Source organism: Amycolatopsis sp. NPDC058986, assembly GCF_042741125.1.
Taxonomy (GTDB): Bacteria; Actinomycetota; Actinomycetes; order Mycobacteriales; family Pseudonocardiaceae; genus Amycolatopsis.
Map to the genome: position 1 here is coordinate 169440 of NZ_JBHYJW010000012.1, position 16245 is coordinate 185684.

Sequence of the window (16245 nt, forward strand, 5' to 3'; positions counted from 1 at the left end):
TCATGGACCAGACCGTAGCGGCTCCCCGGCGCGTGCTGAAGGACGCCTTCGGTGCGCTCAATGCACTGAAGGCGTCCTTCAGCGCGGCCAACGCACTGAAAGCGTCCTTCAGCACCCGGAGCTACGCTCAGTCCGGGGGTTCGGTCTTCTCCGGCGGCCGGACGACGGCCACCGGGCAGTCGGCGTGGTAGAGCACCGCGTGGCCGACCGACCCCAGCAGCACGCGCCGCAGTTCGCCGCCGCCGTGGCTGCCGACCACCAGCAGGGTGGCGTCGGCCGAGCGGTCCAGCAACGCCTTCGCCGCCAGGTCCTCCACGACCTCGTGTGTGACCTCGACATCGGGATGCCGTTCGGTACACGGCCGCAGTGCCTGATGGACGGCCTTCGTCGCCGCCGCGCTCAGCTCGTCCCGTGCGAGGCCGGGGGTCTGTCCGGCCAGGCCGAGTTCGCCCGCCGGGCCGAACGCGGGGCCGAGTGTGGGGCTCAGCCACGCGTGGACCGCGTGGACGGCCAGCCGATGCCGTTCGGCGAAGGCGAACGCGAAACGGGCCGCTGCGGAACCCTGGTCGGAGCCGTCGACGCCGAGCACCACCGGGCCCGCGTTGGCCGGATGGGGCGAGGGACCCCGCACGACGACGACCGGCCGGAACGCGGTGCGGGCCACCTCCGCCGCCGTCGAGCCGAGCAGGAGCCGGGCGAACGCGCCGGAGCCGGACGCGCCGAGCACGATCATGGCCGCGTCGGTGTCCTCGGCGACCGCGACCAGTGCCTCCTCCGGCGGACCGTCCCGCAGCGCGGTTTCCACGACGGTGCCGGGATTCTGCTGCCGGACTTCGGCGGCGAGGCCGGCCAGCCGCTGCCGCGTGTCGAGGATGACATCATGGGTCGTGGGGGCACCGGCCAGCGGCGCCGCGAGGAGATCGGCCCCCGGCGGCGGCCACCGGCCCCGCGCCGCCCGCACGATCAGCAGCCCGCGGCCCATCGCGGCCGCCTCGCCGACCGCCCATGTCACCGCCTGCCGCGCGCACTGCGAGCCGTCGGTGCCGACCACGACGGGCCCGCCACCCGATTCGTTCGTGATCATGATTCCGCCTTTCCCTCAGGCGAGGGCCCGATGTCCACCCGCGACCCGGGTGAGCAGGTCCGCGACGACCGCGGGTTCGCCGACGGTCACGGTGACCATCGAATGCCACAGGCCGTCGAACGGCCCGGCGCCGGGGACCGGCTCGCGGCACCGGATACGGACACCCGGCCCGGTGGTCGTGCGCGCGATCAGGCCATGGCCCTCCGGGAACGCCGTGACGCCGCGTTCCGACGGCAGGCATCCCTCGGTGACCTCCGCACCGGCCACATTGGACAGACAGATCGGCACGTGCCAGTGCCCGACCCGGACGCGGAGGCTTTCGCCGTCGAGTTCGAGACCGCTGTCCTCGTCGAGCACCATGCGTGCCCAGGAGAGCCCGCGGTCGACGGTGAAGCCGGCGCGCAGCCGGTATCGCACCACGGTCCCGATCCGGCGGGGAGTGCTGATGGTGGTCATCCGGTCGCCCTCCTTGGCTCGTCGTGTTCCCTGGCCTCGACCGCCCGCGCGGCGAGGGCCGCGAGTTCGCGTTCTTCCCGTGATTCGACGACGAGCACCGGGACGCCGGCGCCCGGTCCGCTGATCACCGCGTCGGCGTCACGCCGGGTGTCGAGCCCGCCGCGGATGCCGAGCACCCCGAGCCCGTCCGCGACACTCTCCGCGACCTCGGGCTGGTCCCAGCCGATGTCGCCGGTGAAGACCAGCGCGTCGATCCGGTCGAGGCTCGCGGCCACCCCGGCGAGCGCACGCGAGACCTGGTGCTCGAACACGGCCATCGCGAAGCTGGCGCGGACGTCGCCGTCCTTCGCCGCGCGGACGAGGTCGCGGGTGTCGCCGGAGATCCCGGACAGGCCGAGCAGCCCGGATTCGGTCTGCAGGGCGGGCGCGAGCTCTTCGAGCCCGAGTTTGCCGTCCCGCAGCAACCACAGCAGCAGGCCGGGATCGACCGAGCCACACCGTTTCGACATCGCCGGGCCGTCGAGCGGGGTCAGCCCCATCGAGGTGTCCATACTGCGCCCGCCGTGCACGGCACACACCGAACAGCCGCCCCCGAGATGGGCCACGAGCAGGTCCAGCTCTTCGAGCGGACGGCCGAGAAGCTCGGCGGCGCGGCGGACGGCCCAGCCGTAGGAGATCCCGTGGAAGCCGTAGCGGCGCAGGTCCCAGCGAGCCCGCCAGCGTTCCGGCAGCGCGTACGTCCGCGCGCGTTCCGGGAGTCCACTGTGGAACGCCGTGTCCGGGCAGACGACGTGCGGGATGTGCGGCAGCCGGTCGCGGAGCAGGTCGAGCAACGCCAGTGCGGGCGGCTGGTGCAACGGGGCCAGCGAGCGAGCGGCGTTGAGCGCGGCCCGGACCCGCGGTCCGGCGATCGCCGGACCGGTGACCGTGGCACCGCCGTGCACGAACCGGTGCGCGACGGCGTCGGGTTCGGCAGGAATCCGGTCGAGCAGATTCTCCAGCGCGTCACGGGATTCCCGGGTGTCCGCGGGCTCGCCGGTTTCGGCGGAGTCGAGCACTTTCTCCGCGGCGGTGTCGACGAGATGCGCGCGGAGGCTGGACGAACCGGCGTTGACGGTCAGGACGTTCACGGCGTCCACCGCCAGCCGGTGATCGGTTCCGGGTCCCGGCCGTCGCGATAGGACAGTGCCAGCAGCGCGTCCCGTTCCCGCAGCAGTTCCCGCGCGACATCGGGGGCCCTGCCGACCCGCGAGGAGCGGGTCAGCGCGTCGGCGGCCAGGTCGTGCCGGGTCATCCGGTTGCCCGCGAGCAGGTCGAACGGCGTCGTGGTGGTGCCCTCTTCGAGATAGCCGTGCACATGGAACCGCTCGGTGCCAGGGCGGCCGTGCAGTACCTCGTGCACTGCCGACGGGTAGCCGTGGAAGCCGAAGACCACCGGGACCTCACGGGGGAAGAGCCGGTGGAACGCGTCGCCGGTCATGCCGTGCGGGTGCCGATCCGGCGGGCAGAGCCTGAGCAGGTCGACGACGTTGACCACGCGGACCCGGACCTCGGGCAGCGCGCGGCGGATGAGCCAGGCCGCGGCGACGGTTTCCACCGTCGGAGTGGTGCCCGCGCAGGCGAGCACGACGTCGGGATCCTCGTCGCCTGCGGTGCCCGCCCAGTCCCAGATCCCGGCGCCCGCGCGGCAGTGCGCGGCTGCCTCGGCGGGGCCGAGCCACTGCGCGGTCGGCTGTTTCCCGGCGACGACGACGTTGATCAGGTCGGTGGTGTGCAGGCAGTGGCGGATCGTCTCCAGCGCGGTGTTCGCGTCCGGCGGGAGGTACACGCGGGCCACTGTGGACCGTTTCGTGAGCATGGTGTTGATGAAGCCGGGGCCCTGATGACTGTAGCCGTTGTGCTCCTGTTCCCAGCCGTCGCTGGTGAGCAGGTAGTTCAGGCTCGACACCGGGGCGCGCCATGGCGTTTCCCGCGCCATCTTCAGGAACTTGGCGTACTGGTTGACCATGCCGTCCACAATGGACACGAAGGCCTCGTAGCAGGGGAACAGGCCGTGCCGCCCGGTGAGCAGGTAGCCCTGCAGCCAGCCCTGGCACAGGTGCTCGGACAGCACCTCCATGACGCGCCCGCCGGAGCCGAGGTGTTCGGCGTACCCGGGGACGTCGCCGCTGAACGCGCGGGGCGTCGCGTCGAGGACCGCGCCGAGCTTGTTGGATTCGAGCTCGTCCGGGCAGACGATCCGGAAATCCCGGCGTTCCTCGGTCGCCCGCACGAGATCGGCCAGCCAGCCGCCGACGACCTCGGTCGCGCTCGCGTCCCTCGCGCCGGGTGTCTCCACTCGCACGGAGTGGGTGATGAGGCGGGGTAACGGAAGCGGGGTGCGCAGCAGCCCGCCGTTCGCCTGCGGTACCTTGCCCAGCCGCAGATCGCCCTCGGGCGGGACGTCGAGCAGGTCGGGTGCGGGGGAGCCGTCCTCGGCGAACAGCTCTTCCGGATGATACGACCGAAGCCAGTTTTCGAGCAGCGCCAGTTCATCGCCGTCTTCGGTGACGTGCTTGAGCGGGACCTGGTGCGCCCGGAACGTCCCGGCCAGCGGACGGCCGCCGGTGTCCCGCACCGGCGCGCCTTCCCCCTTGTCACTGCGCAGGATCAGCATCGGCGGGCGGTCCGCGCCGAGGTCGCGGTAGGCGGCTGTCAGCGACTGGGTCAAGAGCGTGTCCGGGTCGGCCGACCGCCGCACGTCGGCGAACCGCGGCGACCAGCCACAGCCGCGGAAGTAGTGCTCCAGATCCTCGTCGCTCATCGACGCGAAGATCGTGGGCGAGGAGATCTTGTAGCCGTTGAGGTGCAAAATCGGCAGGACGGCGCCGTCGTGCGAGCCGGTGAACCGCGGCGAGTGCCAGGACGCCGCCGTCGGGCCGGTCTCCGCCTCGCCATCGCCGACGACACACGCGACGAGGAGGCCGGGGTCGTCGAGTACGGCGCCGAAGGCGGTCGCCAGCGCGTACCCCAGTTCGCCGCCTTCGTGGATCACGCCGGGAACGCCGGGGGAAAGGTGACTGGGAAAGCCACCCGGCCAGGAGAACCGCCGGACCAGTTCGGCGAGCCCGTTGCCGTCGCGGCTCAGTGCCGGGTCGTACTCCGCGTGGGTGCCTTCGAGCCACAGGTTCGCGTGGATGGCGGGTGCGCCGTGGCCGGGCCCGGTGACCAGCAGCGTGCGCTGCCCGGTCAGCCTGATCAGCGCGTTCAGTCCATTGTAGACGAGGTTGAGCCCCGGACAGGTGCCCCAGTGGCCGAGCGGGCGGGGTTTGACGTGCTCCGGCCGCAGCGGTTCGGTCAGCAGGGTGTTGTCGCGCAGGTGGATCATCGCCGCGCTCAGGTAGTCGCCCGCCCTGCGGTATCGGCACGAGGTCCGCACGGGGGCGGCGGTGGTCACGATGCGTCCGTCCGGCCGAACGGCGGAACCTCCGGATCGTCGTCGGCGGGCGGTTCCGGGTCGCGCCATTCCTCGGCGCGGCTCGGTCCGTTGCCGCGCAGCATCCCGGCCAGCTCGGCCTTGAGCCGGTCGTCATCCCGGGGCGAATGGCGGTCGCTTTCGCGGTGCATGCGGCCTCCTTCGGATCGGCGGCTGGCGTGCCCGAGCGGTCACGCCGTCCCGTCCGGGTAGCCCGCCGGGCGCCGCCCGAAACGCGTTTCCGCGGCCTCCGCGACGGGTAACCGGCGATCATGGTGACACCAGGAGAACCCGGAGACCCTGCCATCCCGATTCCGGACGAACAGGTGCGGCCGGTGTGGGCCTCGGTCGGCGACACCCTGCGCGTCGCGGCGGAGATCGCCGCGCCGACGGTCGCGATCGGGGTCGTCAAACGGCGCCCCGCGATGATGGCGCTCGCCCACCGGACCCACGTCGACCGGCCCGCGATCCGGCTCATGCGGAAGCTGCGGCACAAGTACGGCGCCGGCCCGCTCCGGCTGCGGGTGCCCGGCCGTTCGCTGAGTCTCGTGCTCGATCCGGCGCAGGTCGGCGGGCTGCTCGCCGACGCGCCGGTGCCGTTCAGCCCGGACACCACGGAGAAGAACGCCGCGCTGCGGCACTTCCAGCCGCACGGTGTGCTGATCTCCGAGGGCGGCCGCCGGGAGGAGCGCCGCGAACTGAACGAGGCCGTGCTCGAACCCGGCCTCCCACTGCACCACCTCGCGGGGCCGTGGGCGAAGATCATCCATGAGGAAGGCGGCCGGATCACCGAGGGCATGGCCGAACTCGGCGCCGACCGGTTCACCCGCCACTGGTGGACGATCGTCCGCCGGATCACGCTCGGCGGTGACACCGCCGTGGACCGCGAGATCACCGCGCTGCTGGACGACCTGCGGCTCGACGCGAACTGGGCCTACGCGCGGCGGCAACAGGAGAGCACTCGCGACCGGTTCCTCGCTTTGGTGCGGCATCAGGTCGCCCTCGACCGTCCGGGCAGCCTCGCGGGCGAGCTCGCGAAGTTCGCCGAGACCTCCGACGCCGAGACAGATCCTGCCGGCCAGCTGCCACACTGGATGTTCGCGTTCGACGCCGCCGGGATCGTGACGCTGCGGGCACTGGCCCTGCTCGCCACCCATCCCGCCCAGCGCGAGCGCGCGCTCGGCGAACTCGAGGGCCTCGACCTCACCGAACCCCACCAGCTGCCCTATCTGCGTTCCTGCGTGCTGGAATCGGTGCGGCTGTGGCCGACCACGCCCGCCTTGTTGCGGGAGAGCCGATCGGAGACGGCGTGGGGTCCCGGCGGCACGTCGTTCCTCGTCTACACGCCGTTCTTCCACCGTGACGACGAAACCCTGCCGTACGCGGACGACTTCGCGCCGGACATCTGGCTCGACGGCCGGGCGCAACGGAATCCCGCGCTGGTGCCCTTCAGCGGCGGTCCGGGGATCTGCCCCGGCCGGGACGTGGTGCTCTTCACCGCGTCGACGCTGCTGGCCGTGTTGCTCAAGGAGGCCGAGTACACCCCGGAAGGCACCGCCGCCGCGCTGGTGCCGGGCCGCCTTCCGTCCACTTTGGACCATTTCGGCATCCGGCTCGGCATCGGGAGCCGCTGAGGCACCCGGCGGACGGGACCGGCTCTCAGTCGGTCCCGCTCGCCGTGCCCGGTCCTTCCGGCCGCAGGAGCCGGCGGCAGGACGTGCACACCATCGTCCGGCCCACCACGGTGCCGTCGACGGAGACGAGTTCGGCGACCCGCAGGGTCGGGAAGCCACAGCGTTCACAGGCCACCGCGGTGCCGTCGTCGGGAATCTGCATGCGGGCGGGGATCCGGGTGGTCATCATTCCTCCCGTTCGGAGCCGGAGCGGGAGGGCAGGAACTCCTGCGCCTTCGTCTTGGCACCCTGGACGATCAGGTGCCACGCGTGCGGGTCGCCCTTGAGCACCGCTTCGGTCATGGACTTGAGCTGGTCGAAGGTCGCGTGCGGCGGGATCGGCGGGACCTCGGGATCGCAATGGACGTCGAGTACCGTCGGCACACCACCGGCGAGCGCCTGGTCCCAGGCGGCACCCAGGTCGTCGGGAGAGTCGACGGTGATGCCGCCGAGGCCGATGCCGCGAGCGAAGTCCGCATAGGACACTTCGGGCAGCGACTGCGATTCCTCGAACTTCGGCGCGCCACCCATCGCCCGCAGCTCCCAGGTGACCTGGTTGAGGTCCCCGTTGTGGAAGACGCAGATCACACAGCGCTGGTCGGGCCACCGCTCGCGGTAGCGGGCGATCGTGAGCAGTTCGGCGAGCCCGTTCATCTGCATCGCGCCGTCGCCGACGAGCGCGATGACCGGCCGGTCAGGGTAGGCGAACTTCGCGCCGATCGCGTAGGGCACGCCGGGCCCCATGGTGGCGAGCGTGCCGGACAGCGATCCGCGCATCCGGCCCCGTATCCGGAGGTTCCGGGCGTACCAGTTCGCGGCCGAGCCGGAGTCGGCGGTGACGATCGCGTCGTCCGGGATCCGCTCGGACAGCTCGTGCACGATCCGCATCGGGTTGACCGGCTTGGCTTCCAGCATCGCCTGCCGCGACATGGTTTCCCACCAGCCGGCGACGTCGCCCTCGATCTTCTCCCGCCACTCGCGATCGGTCTTGGGTTCGATCAACGGCAGCAACCGTTCCAGCGTCGCCTTCGCGTCGCCGAGCAACGGGACCTCGGTGGGATAACGCAGACCGAGGAACCGCGCGTCGAGGTCGATCTGCACCGAGCGTGCCTGCCCGAAGTCCGGCAGGAACTGGGAGTACGGGAAGCTCGACCCGACGATCAGCAGCGTGTCGCAGTCCCGCATCAGCTCGTAGCTCGGGCGCGTGCCGAGCAGGCCGACCGCCCCGGTGACGTACGGCAGGTCGTCGGGCAGCACATCCTTGCCCAGCAACGCCTTCGCGACTCCCGCGCCGGTCCGCTCGGCCAGTTCGCGCAGTTCGGTGACGGCGTTGCGGGCGCCCTGGCCTGCCAGGATCGCGACCTTGCTCCCGGCGTTGAGTACTTCGGCGGCACGGGTGAGGTCCTCGGTGGGCGGGACGACCTGGGCCCTCGGCCGCGACGGCGGGCTCGACGGCACGTGCTTGAACACGTGCTCCGGCGCGTGGTAGGGGGATTCCTGGACGTCGTTGGGGATGATGATCGCGGTCGGGGCGCGCTGGGCGAGCGCGGTCCGCATCGCCCGGTCGATCGCGTTCGGCAGCTGCTCGGGGACGTTCACCTCGACGAGGTACTCGCTCGCGACGTCCTTGTACAGCGCCTGCAGGTCGACCTCCTGCTGGTAGCTCCCGCCCATCGCGCTGCGCGCGGTCTGGCCGACGATCGCCACCACCGGAACGTGGTCCAGCTTGGCGTCGTAGAGCCCGTTGAGCAGATGGATGGCGCCGGGTCCGGAGGTGGCCGCGCAGACTCCGGCCCTGCCGCTGAACTTCGCGTAGCCGACCGCCTGGAAGGCCGCCATCTCCTCGTGCCTCGCCTGGATGAACCGCGGTTCGTCGTCCGCCGCGCCGAACGCCGTGACGAGACCGTTGATGCCGTCGCCGGGATAGCCGAAGACCTGTTCGACCTCCCATTCGCGAAGCCGGGACAGTACTAGATCCGCAACGGTGGTGGTCATGTCCGCCGGGTTGCCGGTCCGCGCGGGACGAAACATCGCCGATGCCGGGGGATCACCTGGCCGGGAGCACGCAGAACTCGTTGCCCTCGGGATCGGCGAGCACGATCCACGGGCCCGCGGTGTCCTCCTCGACCACCGTGGCCCCCAGCGCCTCCAGACGGGCGACCTCGCCTCGCTGGTCCAGCTCCGCCGGGGCGAGGTCGAGGTGGACCCGGTTCTTGACGGTCTTGTCCTCGGGCACGGGCTGGAAGAGCAGTGACGGCTGCCCGGCCTCCTTGACCTCGACGTAGCCCGTGCCGTCCTCGTCCGTCCAGCGTTCGACTGTGCCGTAGCCCAGCGCGGCCCGCCAGAACGCGGCGACGATCTCCGGGCGGTGGCAGTCGAACGCGACGGCGATCATCCGGGTGCGCATGGCTCCACGGTCGCACGGCGGGCACGGGTTTGCCGGGCGGATCACCGGGAACCCAGGGTGGGCAGAGCCGCGAACGCCGAGGAAGGGAGGCTGCGGTGACCACCGTACGTGAGCTGATGACCAGCCCCGTGAAGTGCGTCCGCGAATCGGATGCGGTGCTGGAGGCGGCCCGGCTGATGGCCGCCGAGGGGGTCGGCGCCGTGCCGGTCTGCGGGGAGGACGGCCGGATCAAGGGCATGCTCACCGACCGCGACATCGTCGTGCGGGTGCTGGCCGAGGGCAAGGATCCCCGGGCGCTGCACACGTCGGAGGTGGTCGAGGGCGGCGTGGTGACCATCGGCCCCGACGTCGAGGCCGAGGAGATCATCCGCACCATGTCCGAGCATGCCGTCCGCCGCCTGCCCGTGGTCGACGGCGGCACCCTGGTCGGCATCGTCGCGCAGGCCGATGTCGCCCGCGCGCTGACCAACCCGGCCAGCGGCGAACTCGTCGAAGCCGTTTCCCAGGAGGAATAACCCCGACAGGCTCGGCCGTGCTCCGTCCACTATGGCCGGGGTACGGCCGGTCCACGATGGATGTCCGAAGAGGACGTCCGAAAAGGACACAAGATGAGCGCGGCCGACTATCTGCCGGACACGGTGTCGCTGCCCCGGCTGCGTTCCGCGGCCGCGGCTTGTGAAGGCTGCGGGCTGTACCGGGATGCCAGTCAGACCGTGTTCGGCGCGGGAGAACGGGACGCGCGCGTCATGCTGGTGGGCGAGCAGCCCGGCGACCGGGAGGATGTGGAGGGTGAGCCGTTCGTCGGCCCCGCCGGGCAGCTCCTGGACCGCGCGCTGCACGACGTCGGCCTCGACCGCGCGGGCATCTACCTGACCAACGCCGTCAAGCACTTCAAGTTCACCCGCCCCGAGCGCGGCAAGCGACGGATCCACAAGAAGCCGTCGCGGACCGAGGTCGTCGCGTGCCGCCCGTGGCTGCTCGCCGAACTCACCGCGGTGGAGCCCGAACTCGTCGTCCTGCTCGGCGCGACGGCGGCGCAGGCGGTGCTGGGTACCGATTTCCGCATCACCCGGGAACGGGGCAAGCTCGTCCGCCTGCCGGAGGAGTTCGGCGGCCGGCGGGCCATCGCCACTGTGCATCCGTCTTCGGTGCTCCGCGCCGAAGACCGCGAGAGCGCCTATGAAGCATTCCGCGCGGACCTCGCGACAGCAGCGAAAGCGGTGTGAATCAACGACGTGAGGCCGCGTGGGCGCCCGTGCGCCGGGACACTCCGCGCCGGGACGCCGCGATGTCGTACAGCACGATCGCGAGACCCGCGAGCGCGGTCAGGCCGTGCAGCCAGTTGTCCGCCCAGTTCACGTTCACGGGATCGGCCGCGCTGCCGGTGGCCGCCACGAGGACGCCGTTCACGGTGAGCCCGGTGAACCCGAAGAACAGCACCCAGGCGAACGCGATGGTGCTCGCGCGGTGCAGAGCCGCCGGCAGCGCGAGCACACCGACGGCGGTGTGCACCACGTTCAGCACGGCGCTGGAGCCGAAGATCCACACCGTCCGGCTCGGGTCGTGGCCGACGGTGCCGGTCGCCGGGGTCCAGAAGCCGGCCAGGCCCAGTGCCAGGTAGGCGATTCCGATGAGCGCGACGATCAGCCGCGCGGGATAACGTCCGGTTCGCTCGGTCATCACGATCCTCCGCATACGCACGTTTCGTTCGGGTACCCGGCGGGTGATCCACAAAACCCCGCGAGGAGGTACCCATGCGCCTCGGCTACACGCTGATGACCGAACAAGCAGGCCCGAAGGAACTCGTCCGCTACGCCGAGGGCGCCGAACGCGCGGGCTTCGACTTCGAGGTGTCCAGCGACCACTACTCGCCGTGGCTGGAGGAGCAAGGCCACTCGCCGTACGCGTGGAGCGTGCTCGGCGCCGTCGCGCACTGCACGGAACGGATCGAGCTGATGACGTACGTGACCTGCCCGACGATGCGGTATCACCCGGCTGTGGTAGCGCAGAAGGCGGCGACCGTGCAGGAGCTGAGCGACGGCCGGTTCACCCTCGGGCTGGGCGCGGGGGAGAACCTCAACGAGCACGTCGTCGGCCGCGGCTGGCCGCCGGTGAACGTCCGGCACGACATGCTCGCGGAGGCCGTCCAGATCATCGGCGGGCTCTTCGACGGCGGCTACTTCGATTACGCGGGAACGTATTTCCGGGTGGACTCGGCGAAACTCTGGGATCTGCCCACGGCGCGGACGCCCGTCGCGGTCGCGGTTTCGGGCAGTCGGTCGGTGACCCGGTTCGCGCCGGTCGCGGACGCGATGATCGCGGTGGAGCCGAAGGAACAGCTGTGCCGGGAATGGGACGCGACCCGGCTGGGCAGGCCGACCCGCAAGATCGCGCAGCTGCCGGTCTCGTGGGACCCCGACCGGGCGGCCGCGGTCAAGCGCGCACACGAGCAGTTCCGCTGGTTCGGGAACGGCTGGAAGGTCAACGCCGAACTGCCCGGCCCGGCCGGGTTCGCCGGAGCCACCCGGTTCGTCACCGAGGACGACGTCGCGGCGGGAATCCCTTGTGGACCCGACATCGAGCCGATCGCCCGGGGCGTGCGCCAGTTCGCCGAGGCGGGCTTCACCGACGTCGCGCTGGTCGAGATCGGCGGTGACCGGCAGGAGGACTTCCTGGACTTCGCCGAGCGCGAGCTGCTTCCCGCCCTGCGCGAGATCTGACTCCACCGAAGGTCGCCCCCACCGAGGCCGGACCGGGCTGAAGGGGACTTTCCTCGCGTGACATGAGCTGAAGGGGACTTCCCTCGCATGTGCCGAGACGAAAGTCCCCTTCAGCCCACGTGGTCCAGGGCTGGGGCTCAGTCCCGGCCGGTGCGGGTCGCCGAGATGGCCTCGACCACGGTGTCGAGGTCGCGGTAGTGCTCGTCGGGCAGGGCGGCGAGCGGGCCGAGCAACTCGTCGCCCCCGCCCGCGGCCGCGCACCGGCGGAGCAGTTCCTCGCGCCCGCACGGGTATTCGACGTCGGCGAGGTGCCGGGCGAGGGACTCGCGGTCCGGGGCGCTCATCGTCATGGGGAACACCTTTCTGTCGTGCTTCGGGCCACATCGGGGAAACGTGCCGCTCACCCGGCGCGCTGGGCGGCGATCAGCGGGATCCGGCCGCCCGCGAGCACGGCGTCCCGCTGGCGGCGGGAGAGCCGGTGCGTGACGTGGTAGTTCTCGTCCCGCGTGCGGTTGTGCACGGTGAACGTGTCCGAATCGGACAGTCGATTCCTGGCTTCGCCGAGAACGAGGACGTCGTCGCGTTCGACGCGGTCGTAATCGGCCGGGTCGGCGAACTCCAGCGCGAGCACGCCGAAGTTCGCGAGGTTCTGCCAGTGGATGCGGGCGAAGGATTTCGCGAGCACGACCCGCAGGCCGAGGTGCCGGGTCACGATCGCGGCGTGTTCCCGCGACGATCCCTGGCCGTAGTTCTCCCCGGCCACCAGCCAATGCGCCGGCTCCTCGGCGGCCCGCGCGGGGTAGTCCGCGTCGATCCGGGTGAAGGTGAACTCCGCCAGCTTCGGGATGTTCGACCGCAGCGGCAGTGCGGCGGCGCCGGCAGGGGAGATCTCGTCGGTCGAGACGTCGTCACCGAGTTTGAGCAGCACCGGCGCTTCGACGCGGTCCGGAAGCGGGTCGAACTCGGGCAGCCCGGAGATGTTCGGGCCCTTCACCAGTTCCTCGTGCCGGGCCTCCGCCTCGGGCAGTGGCTCGGCGAAGACACGTGTGTCCACTGTGGACTTGCGGGGCGGGCGGATACTCTCGGGGTCGACGTCGGCGGTGAACTCCCTCGGGTCGGTGATGACCCCGGTGACGGCCGACGCGGCGGCGGTTTCCGGGGAACACAGCCACACCGCGTCGTCGGCCGTCCCGGAGCGGCCGGGGAAGTTGCGGGGGAAGGTGCGCAGCGAGTTCTGGCCCGGGGCGGGTGCCTGTCCCATGCCGATGCAGCCGAGGCAGCCCGCCTGGTGGATCCGCGCGCCCGCGGCGAGCAGCTCGGTGGTGTGCCCGGCACGCGTCAGGTCGACGAGGATCTGCCGCGACGTCGGGTTGACGTCGAAACTGACCGAGCCGGCTGCCTGCCTGCCGTGGACCATCGCGGCCACGACGGCGAAGTCCCGGAACCCAGGGTTCGCCGAGGAACCGACGACGACCTGGCCGATCGGCGTGCCCGCCGCCTCGCGGACCGGTACGACGTCACCGGGTGACGACGGCCTGGCGACCAGTGGTTCCACAGTGGACAGATCGATCTCGTCGTGCACGTCGTATTCGGCGCCTTCATCGGCGAGGATCTCGCGGAAGTCGTCCTCCCGGCCTTCGGCGCGCAGGAACTCGCGCACCGCCTCGTCGGCGGGAAAGACCGTGGTGGTGGCGCCCAGTTCGGCCCCCATGTTGGCGATCACGTGCCGGTCCATCGCGGTGAGCCCGGCGAGACCGGGGCCGTGGTATTCGATGATCCGCCCGCGCCCGCCGCCGACACCGTGCCTGCGCAACATCTCCAGCACGACGTCCTTGGCCGAGACACGGTCCGGCAGCGTGCCGGTGAGACGGACGCCCCAGATCTCCGGCATGCGCAGGTACAACGGTTCCCCGGCGATGGCGAGCGCGACCTCGATCCCGCCGACGCCGATCGCCAGCATCCCGAGCGAGCCCGCCGCGCAGGTGTGCGAGTCCGAACCGGCCAGCGTGCGTCCGGGCATCCCGAACCGCTGCATGTGCGTCGGATGGGAAACCCCGTTGCCCGCCTTGGAGAACCACAGCCCGTAGCGGCGGCAGGCCGAACGCAGGAACGCGTGGTCCTCGGCGTTCTTCTCGTCCGCCTGCAGGAGGTTGTGGTCGACGTACTGGACGCTCAGCTCGGTGGCGGCGCGCTCGATGCCGAGCGACTCCAGCTCCTGCATCACCAGCGTTCCGGTGGCGTCCTGGGTCAGCGTCTGGTCCACCCGGAGCCCGATCTCCGAGCCGGGTTCGGGACGGCCACTCACCAAGTGCTCGTCGAGCAGCCGGCCGGCGACCGTGCGAGCTGTTTCTCCGGCCATGTCACCCGGCTACCCGCTGTCCGGCGGGCTCAATCACGCGGTGCCTACAGGGCGGGCCTGCGCACGGCAGGCAGCCGATCGAAGGCGTCGACCAGCGCGGACACGACGTCCGGATGTCCTAACGGGAGCGGCGCGGGCACCCGGTCGCCGGCATCGCCCGTGCTGTGCGCGACGATTTCGACCTCCACTCCGGCGTCCCGGAGCCCGGCGACCCGGTTGCCGTGGTCGCGCAGCCAGTCCGCGTCGGCGGCCCGCGCCCGCTCCGCCTCGAGGAAACCTTCGGCGGCCGGGTCCACCAGCAGCACGGACCGGACGACGGACGGCCGGTGTTCGGCCAGCAGCAGCGCTTCCTCGCCGTACGGTCCACTCGCGACGATGTCGGTCACCGGGAGCGGCCCGCCGGCATGGGCGAGCACGTGTTCGCACGCGTGGAGCGCGCCGTCCACGGGCAGCCGCGCCCAGACGATCTCGCGGTCCTCGGTGAACGGACGCCAGGTGGCGGGCAGCTCGTCGTGCTTGCTCGCGCCCGCCGGATCGAGGACGAGCACCCGCCTGCCGCCGGGGACACCGTGGACGACCACCGGCGGACCTTCGGCGCGGACCGGGTCGGGTTCGGGGGTTCCGGGCATGGCAGGTTCTCCTTTCGGCGCCGGGGCTCAGCGACGGGTCACGGGCAGTTCGGGCGAGGCCGTGTCCAGCGGGACCGACCCGGACCTGACGAGTCCCAATTGGACGGTCTGGCGCGGAGTGACGGCGTCGAGTGCCCAGTCGGCCGCGACGCGGAGTTTGTTGGCGGGCATGGACATCAGGTGATAGCCGCGGGTGAGGAGTTTCGCCGGGAGCCCGGACAGCGGGATCCGCACCGGGTTGGCCGCGGCCTGCCCCTTGCCGAGGTCCACCGCGAAACCGAGGTCATGGTGCCTGTACTCGCCAAGTGGACGCTCCCGCAGCGAGGCATCGACGTTGTGCCCGGCGAGTTTTCCTTGCCGGACGGCGTGTTGCGCGGTCATCGGCGTGATCTCGCCCTTCCGCGACGCGTCGGGCACCGCCGCGGCGTCACCGCAGGCGAAGACCTCCGGATGTCCCGGCACCCGCAGTGTCGCGTCGACCCGCAACCGGCCCCGGTCGGTCGGCAGCCCGACCTCCGAAACGAGCGGGTCCGGCCGGACGCCGACGCACCACACCAGCGTGCGCGTCGGGACCTTGTCGCCGGTGGTGAGCGTGACGCCCTCGGCGGTCGCCTCGTCGATGGAGGTCTTCATCCGGACGTCGACGTCCCGCTCGCGCAGCACCTGGTCCGCGGTCGTGCCCAGCCGCTCGTCCAGCTCCGGCAGGACGCGGTCGGCGACGTCGAGCAGCATCCAGCGCATCGGCTGATCGGCGAGTTCGGGATGGCGGGCGGCCAGCGCGGCGGTGAGGATCGGTCCCTGCGCGGCCACCTCCGTCCCGGTGTAGCCCGCGCCGACCACGACGAACGTGCACCGGGCCTCGCGCTCGGCCGGATCGTCGGCCGCGGCGGCGAGTTCCACCTGGCGGGTCACGTGATCACGCAGGTACAGCGCCTCGGGCAGGCCGCGGAAGCCGTGCGCGTGGTCGGTCACCCCGGGGATCGGCAGCAGCTTGGTCACGCTGCCGGCGGCGAGCACCAGCCGGTCGTAGGACAGCGTGTGCTCGCGGTCCTCCGGGTCGAGGTAGCGCACCGAGCGCTCGTCGAGGTCGACACCGCACACCGTGCCCAGCGCGAGCCGGACGCCGGGCAGCGTGCCGGGAATCGACACCAGCACCCGCCGCGGATCGAGGATCCCGGCCGCGACCTCGGGCAGCAGGGGGACGTAAAGGAAGTAGTCCGTCGGGTTCACCACGACGATTTCGGTGCCTTCGGGAGCGGTTCGCGCCAGAGTCCTGGCTGCCTGGTACCCGGCGAAACCGGCGCCGGCGATCACCACGCGCATCAAGGGTCCCTTCCGTAGCCTGCGGATCCACCTCGGCGAGTACCCCGCACCTCGGAAAGAAAACGCACCCTGTCGCCCCCCCCACAGGACAGAAATGCCGTTAAGGCCACCTTACGGGCGTCAGACGCCCGTAAGGTGGG

The 16245-nt window shown here is 71.4% G+C and carries 17 protein-coding genes; 4 read left to right on the forward strand and 13 right to left on the reverse strand.

Translation table 11 applies throughout. The features are described from left to right. Nucleotides 1-127 precede the first annotated feature (127 nt). From ACFW0G_RS14190 to ACFW0G_RS14210, 5 genes are read right to left on the reverse strand one after another with little or no spacing between them, the layout of a single operon-like run. On the reverse strand, nucleotides 128-1084 hold the full coding sequence (locus tag ACFW0G_RS14190; RefSeq protein WP_378325564.1) for a universal stress protein: 957 nt from the start codon (nucleotides 1082-1084) through the stop codon (nucleotides 128-130). A 15-nt stretch (nucleotides 1085-1099) separates the two neighbouring features. Beyond that, nucleotides 1100-1540 (reverse strand): hypothetical protein, encoded by a 441-nt coding sequence (locus tag ACFW0G_RS14195; protein WP_378325566.1) that lies wholly within the window; start codon nucleotides 1538-1540, stop codon nucleotides 1100-1102. Next, nucleotides 1537-2670: an acetate/propionate family kinase gene (locus tag ACFW0G_RS14200; RefSeq protein WP_378325567.1), complete on the reverse strand. Its 1134-nt coding sequence runs from the start codon at nucleotides 2668-2670 to the stop codon at nucleotides 1537-1539. Before ACFW0G_RS14200 ends, ACFW0G_RS14195 begins: the two co-directional genes overlap by 4 nt. After that, entirely contained in the window at nucleotides 2667-4979 is a 2313-nt protein-coding gene (locus tag ACFW0G_RS14205) for a phosphoketolase family protein (protein WP_378325585.1), read from the reverse strand. Before ACFW0G_RS14205 ends, ACFW0G_RS14200 begins: the two co-directional genes overlap by 4 nt. Then, nucleotides 4973-5146, reverse strand: a complete 174-nt coding sequence (locus ACFW0G_RS14210) for a hypothetical protein (protein WP_378325568.1) — start codon at nucleotides 5144-5146, stop codon at nucleotides 4973-4975. Before ACFW0G_RS14210 ends, ACFW0G_RS14205 begins: the two co-directional genes overlap by 7 nt. Nucleotides 5147-5266: 120 nt before the next feature. Here ACFW0G_RS14210 and ACFW0G_RS14215 point away from each other — a divergent pair, with 120 nt between their 5' ends. Further along, nucleotides 5267-6628 (forward strand): cytochrome P450, encoded by a 1362-nt coding sequence (locus ACFW0G_RS14215; protein WP_378325569.1) that lies wholly within the window; start codon nucleotides 5267-5269, stop codon nucleotides 6626-6628. Between the two features lie 25 nt (nucleotides 6629-6653). Here ACFW0G_RS14215 and ACFW0G_RS14220 read toward each other — a convergent pair whose 3' ends face one another. The 3 genes from ACFW0G_RS14220 to ACFW0G_RS14230 are packed head-to-tail and all read right to left on the reverse strand — an operon-like array spanning nucleotide 6654 to nucleotide 9074. Then, a complete protein-coding gene (locus ACFW0G_RS14220; protein ID WP_378325570.1) occupies nucleotides 6654-6854 on the reverse strand; it encodes a hypothetical protein in 201 nt (66 codons plus the stop codon). After that, complete coding sequence (locus ACFW0G_RS14225; protein ID WP_378325571.1) at nucleotides 6854-8662, reverse strand: thiamine pyrophosphate-requiring protein; 1809 nt, start codon at nucleotides 8660-8662, stop codon at nucleotides 6854-6856. The genes ACFW0G_RS14220 and ACFW0G_RS14225 overlap by 1 nt, the downstream gene beginning before the upstream one ends. Nucleotides 8663-8714: 52 nt before the next feature. Then, the gene (locus ACFW0G_RS14230; protein ID WP_378325572.1) at nucleotides 8715-9074 is read right to left on the reverse strand and encodes a VOC family protein; all 360 of its coding nucleotides are present in this window, start codon (nucleotides 9072-9074) and stop codon (nucleotides 8715-8717) included. A 95-nt stretch (nucleotides 9075-9169) separates the two neighbouring features. Here ACFW0G_RS14230 and ACFW0G_RS14235 point away from each other — a divergent pair, with 95 nt between their 5' ends. Both ACFW0G_RS14235 and ACFW0G_RS14240 read left to right on the forward strand, forming a co-directional pair. Further along, complete coding sequence (locus tag ACFW0G_RS14235; RefSeq protein ID WP_378325573.1) at nucleotides 9170-9589, forward strand: CBS domain-containing protein; 420 nt, start codon at nucleotides 9170-9172, stop codon at nucleotides 9587-9589. 93 nt (nucleotides 9590-9682) lie between these two features. Next, nucleotides 9683-10300 carry a UdgX family uracil-DNA binding protein gene (locus ACFW0G_RS14240; protein WP_378325574.1) on the forward strand — a complete coding sequence of 206 codons (618 nt, stop codon included), beginning with the start codon at nucleotides 9683-9685 and terminating at the stop codon, nucleotides 10298-10300. Between the two features lies 1 nt (nucleotide 10301). Here ACFW0G_RS14240 and ACFW0G_RS14245 read toward each other — a convergent pair whose 3' ends face one another. Then, entirely contained in the window at nucleotides 10302-10754 is a 453-nt protein-coding gene (locus ACFW0G_RS14245; RefSeq protein ID WP_378325575.1) for a DUF4383 domain-containing protein, read from the reverse strand. 74 nt (nucleotides 10755-10828) lie between these two features. Here ACFW0G_RS14245 and ACFW0G_RS14250 point away from each other — a divergent pair, with 74 nt between their 5' ends. Continuing rightward, nucleotides 10829-11794 (forward strand): TIGR03557 family F420-dependent LLM class oxidoreductase, encoded by a 966-nt coding sequence (locus ACFW0G_RS14250; RefSeq protein WP_378325576.1) that lies wholly within the window; start codon nucleotides 10829-10831, stop codon nucleotides 11792-11794. Between the two features lie 137 nt (nucleotides 11795-11931). Here the strand turns inward: ACFW0G_RS14250 and ACFW0G_RS14255 are convergent, their stop codons facing one another. Genes ACFW0G_RS14255 through ACFW0G_RS14270 form a run of 4 tightly spaced genes read right to left on the reverse strand, consistent with a single transcriptional unit; the run spans nucleotide 11932 to nucleotide 16105 of the window. Next, nucleotides 11932-12144 carry a DUF2795 domain-containing protein gene (locus ACFW0G_RS14255; protein WP_378325577.1) on the reverse strand — a complete coding sequence of 71 codons (213 nt, stop codon included), beginning with the start codon at nucleotides 12142-12144 and terminating at the stop codon, nucleotides 11932-11934. Between the two features lie 50 nt (nucleotides 12145-12194). Then, a complete protein-coding gene (locus ACFW0G_RS14260) occupies nucleotides 12195-14153 on the reverse strand; it encodes an aconitate hydratase (RefSeq protein WP_378325578.1) in 1959 nt (652 codons plus the stop codon). 44 nt (nucleotides 14154-14197) lie between these two features. Next, entirely contained in the window at nucleotides 14198-14782 is a 585-nt protein-coding gene (locus tag ACFW0G_RS14265) for a hypothetical protein (protein ID WP_378325579.1), read from the reverse strand. A 27-nt stretch (nucleotides 14783-14809) separates the two neighbouring features. Then, a complete protein-coding gene (locus tag ACFW0G_RS14270; RefSeq protein WP_378325580.1) occupies nucleotides 14810-16105 on the reverse strand; it encodes an NAD(P)/FAD-dependent oxidoreductase in 1296 nt (431 codons plus the stop codon). Nucleotides 16106-16245 lie beyond the last annotated feature (140 nt).

What these genes read in the sequence shown, in the direction of transcription:
- ACFW0G_RS14260 (WP_378325578.1), bottom strand. Translation starts at nt 14,153, where the DNA reads ATGGCCGGAGAAACAGCTCGCACGGTCGCCGGCCGGCTGCTCGACGAG.
- ACFW0G_RS14270 (WP_378325580.1), bottom strand. Translation starts at nt 16,105, where the DNA reads ATGCGCGTGGTGATCGCCGGCGCCGGTTTCGCCGGGTACCAGGCAGCC.
- ACFW0G_RS14230 (WP_378325572.1), bottom strand. Translation starts at nt 9,074, where the DNA reads ATGCGCACCCGGATGATCGCCGTCGCGTTCGACTGCCACCGCCCGGAG.
- ACFW0G_RS14190 (WP_378325564.1), bottom strand. Translation starts at nt 1,084, where the DNA reads ATGATCACGAACGAATCGGGTGGCGGGCCCGTCGTGGTCGGCACCGAC.
- ACFW0G_RS14250 (WP_378325576.1), top strand. Translation starts at nt 10,829, where the DNA reads ATGCGCCTCGGCTACACGCTGATGACCGAACAAGCAGGCCCGAAGGAA.
- ACFW0G_RS14265 (WP_378325579.1), bottom strand. Translation starts at nt 14,782, where the DNA reads ATGCCCGGAACCCCCGAACCCGACCCGGTCCGCGCCGAAGGTCCGCCG.
- ACFW0G_RS14215 (WP_378325569.1), top strand. Translation starts at nt 5,267, where the DNA reads ATGGTGACACCAGGAGAACCCGGAGACCCTGCCATCCCGATTCCGGAC.
- ACFW0G_RS14245 (WP_378325575.1), bottom strand. Translation starts at nt 10,754, where the DNA reads ATGACCGAGCGAACCGGACGTTATCCCGCGCGGCTGATCGTCGCGCTC.
- ACFW0G_RS14240 (WP_378325574.1), top strand. Translation starts at nt 9,683, where the DNA reads ATGAGCGCGGCCGACTATCTGCCGGACACGGTGTCGCTGCCCCGGCTG.
- ACFW0G_RS14225 (WP_378325571.1), bottom strand. Translation starts at nt 8,662, where the DNA reads ATGACCACCACCGTTGCGGATCTAGTACTGTCCCGGCTTCGCGAATGG.
- ACFW0G_RS14255 (WP_378325577.1), bottom strand. Translation starts at nt 12,144, where the DNA reads ATGACGATGAGCGCCCCGGACCGCGAGTCCCTCGCCCGGCACCTCGCC.
- ACFW0G_RS14195 (WP_378325566.1), bottom strand. Translation starts at nt 1,540, where the DNA reads ATGACCACCATCAGCACTCCCCGCCGGATCGGGACCGTGGTGCGATAC.
- ACFW0G_RS14220 (WP_378325570.1), bottom strand. Translation starts at nt 6,854, where the DNA reads ATGACCACCCGGATCCCCGCCCGCATGCAGATTCCCGACGACGGCACC.
- ACFW0G_RS14210 (WP_378325568.1), bottom strand. Translation starts at nt 5,146, where the DNA reads ATGCACCGCGAAAGCGACCGCCATTCGCCCCGGGATGACGACCGGCTC.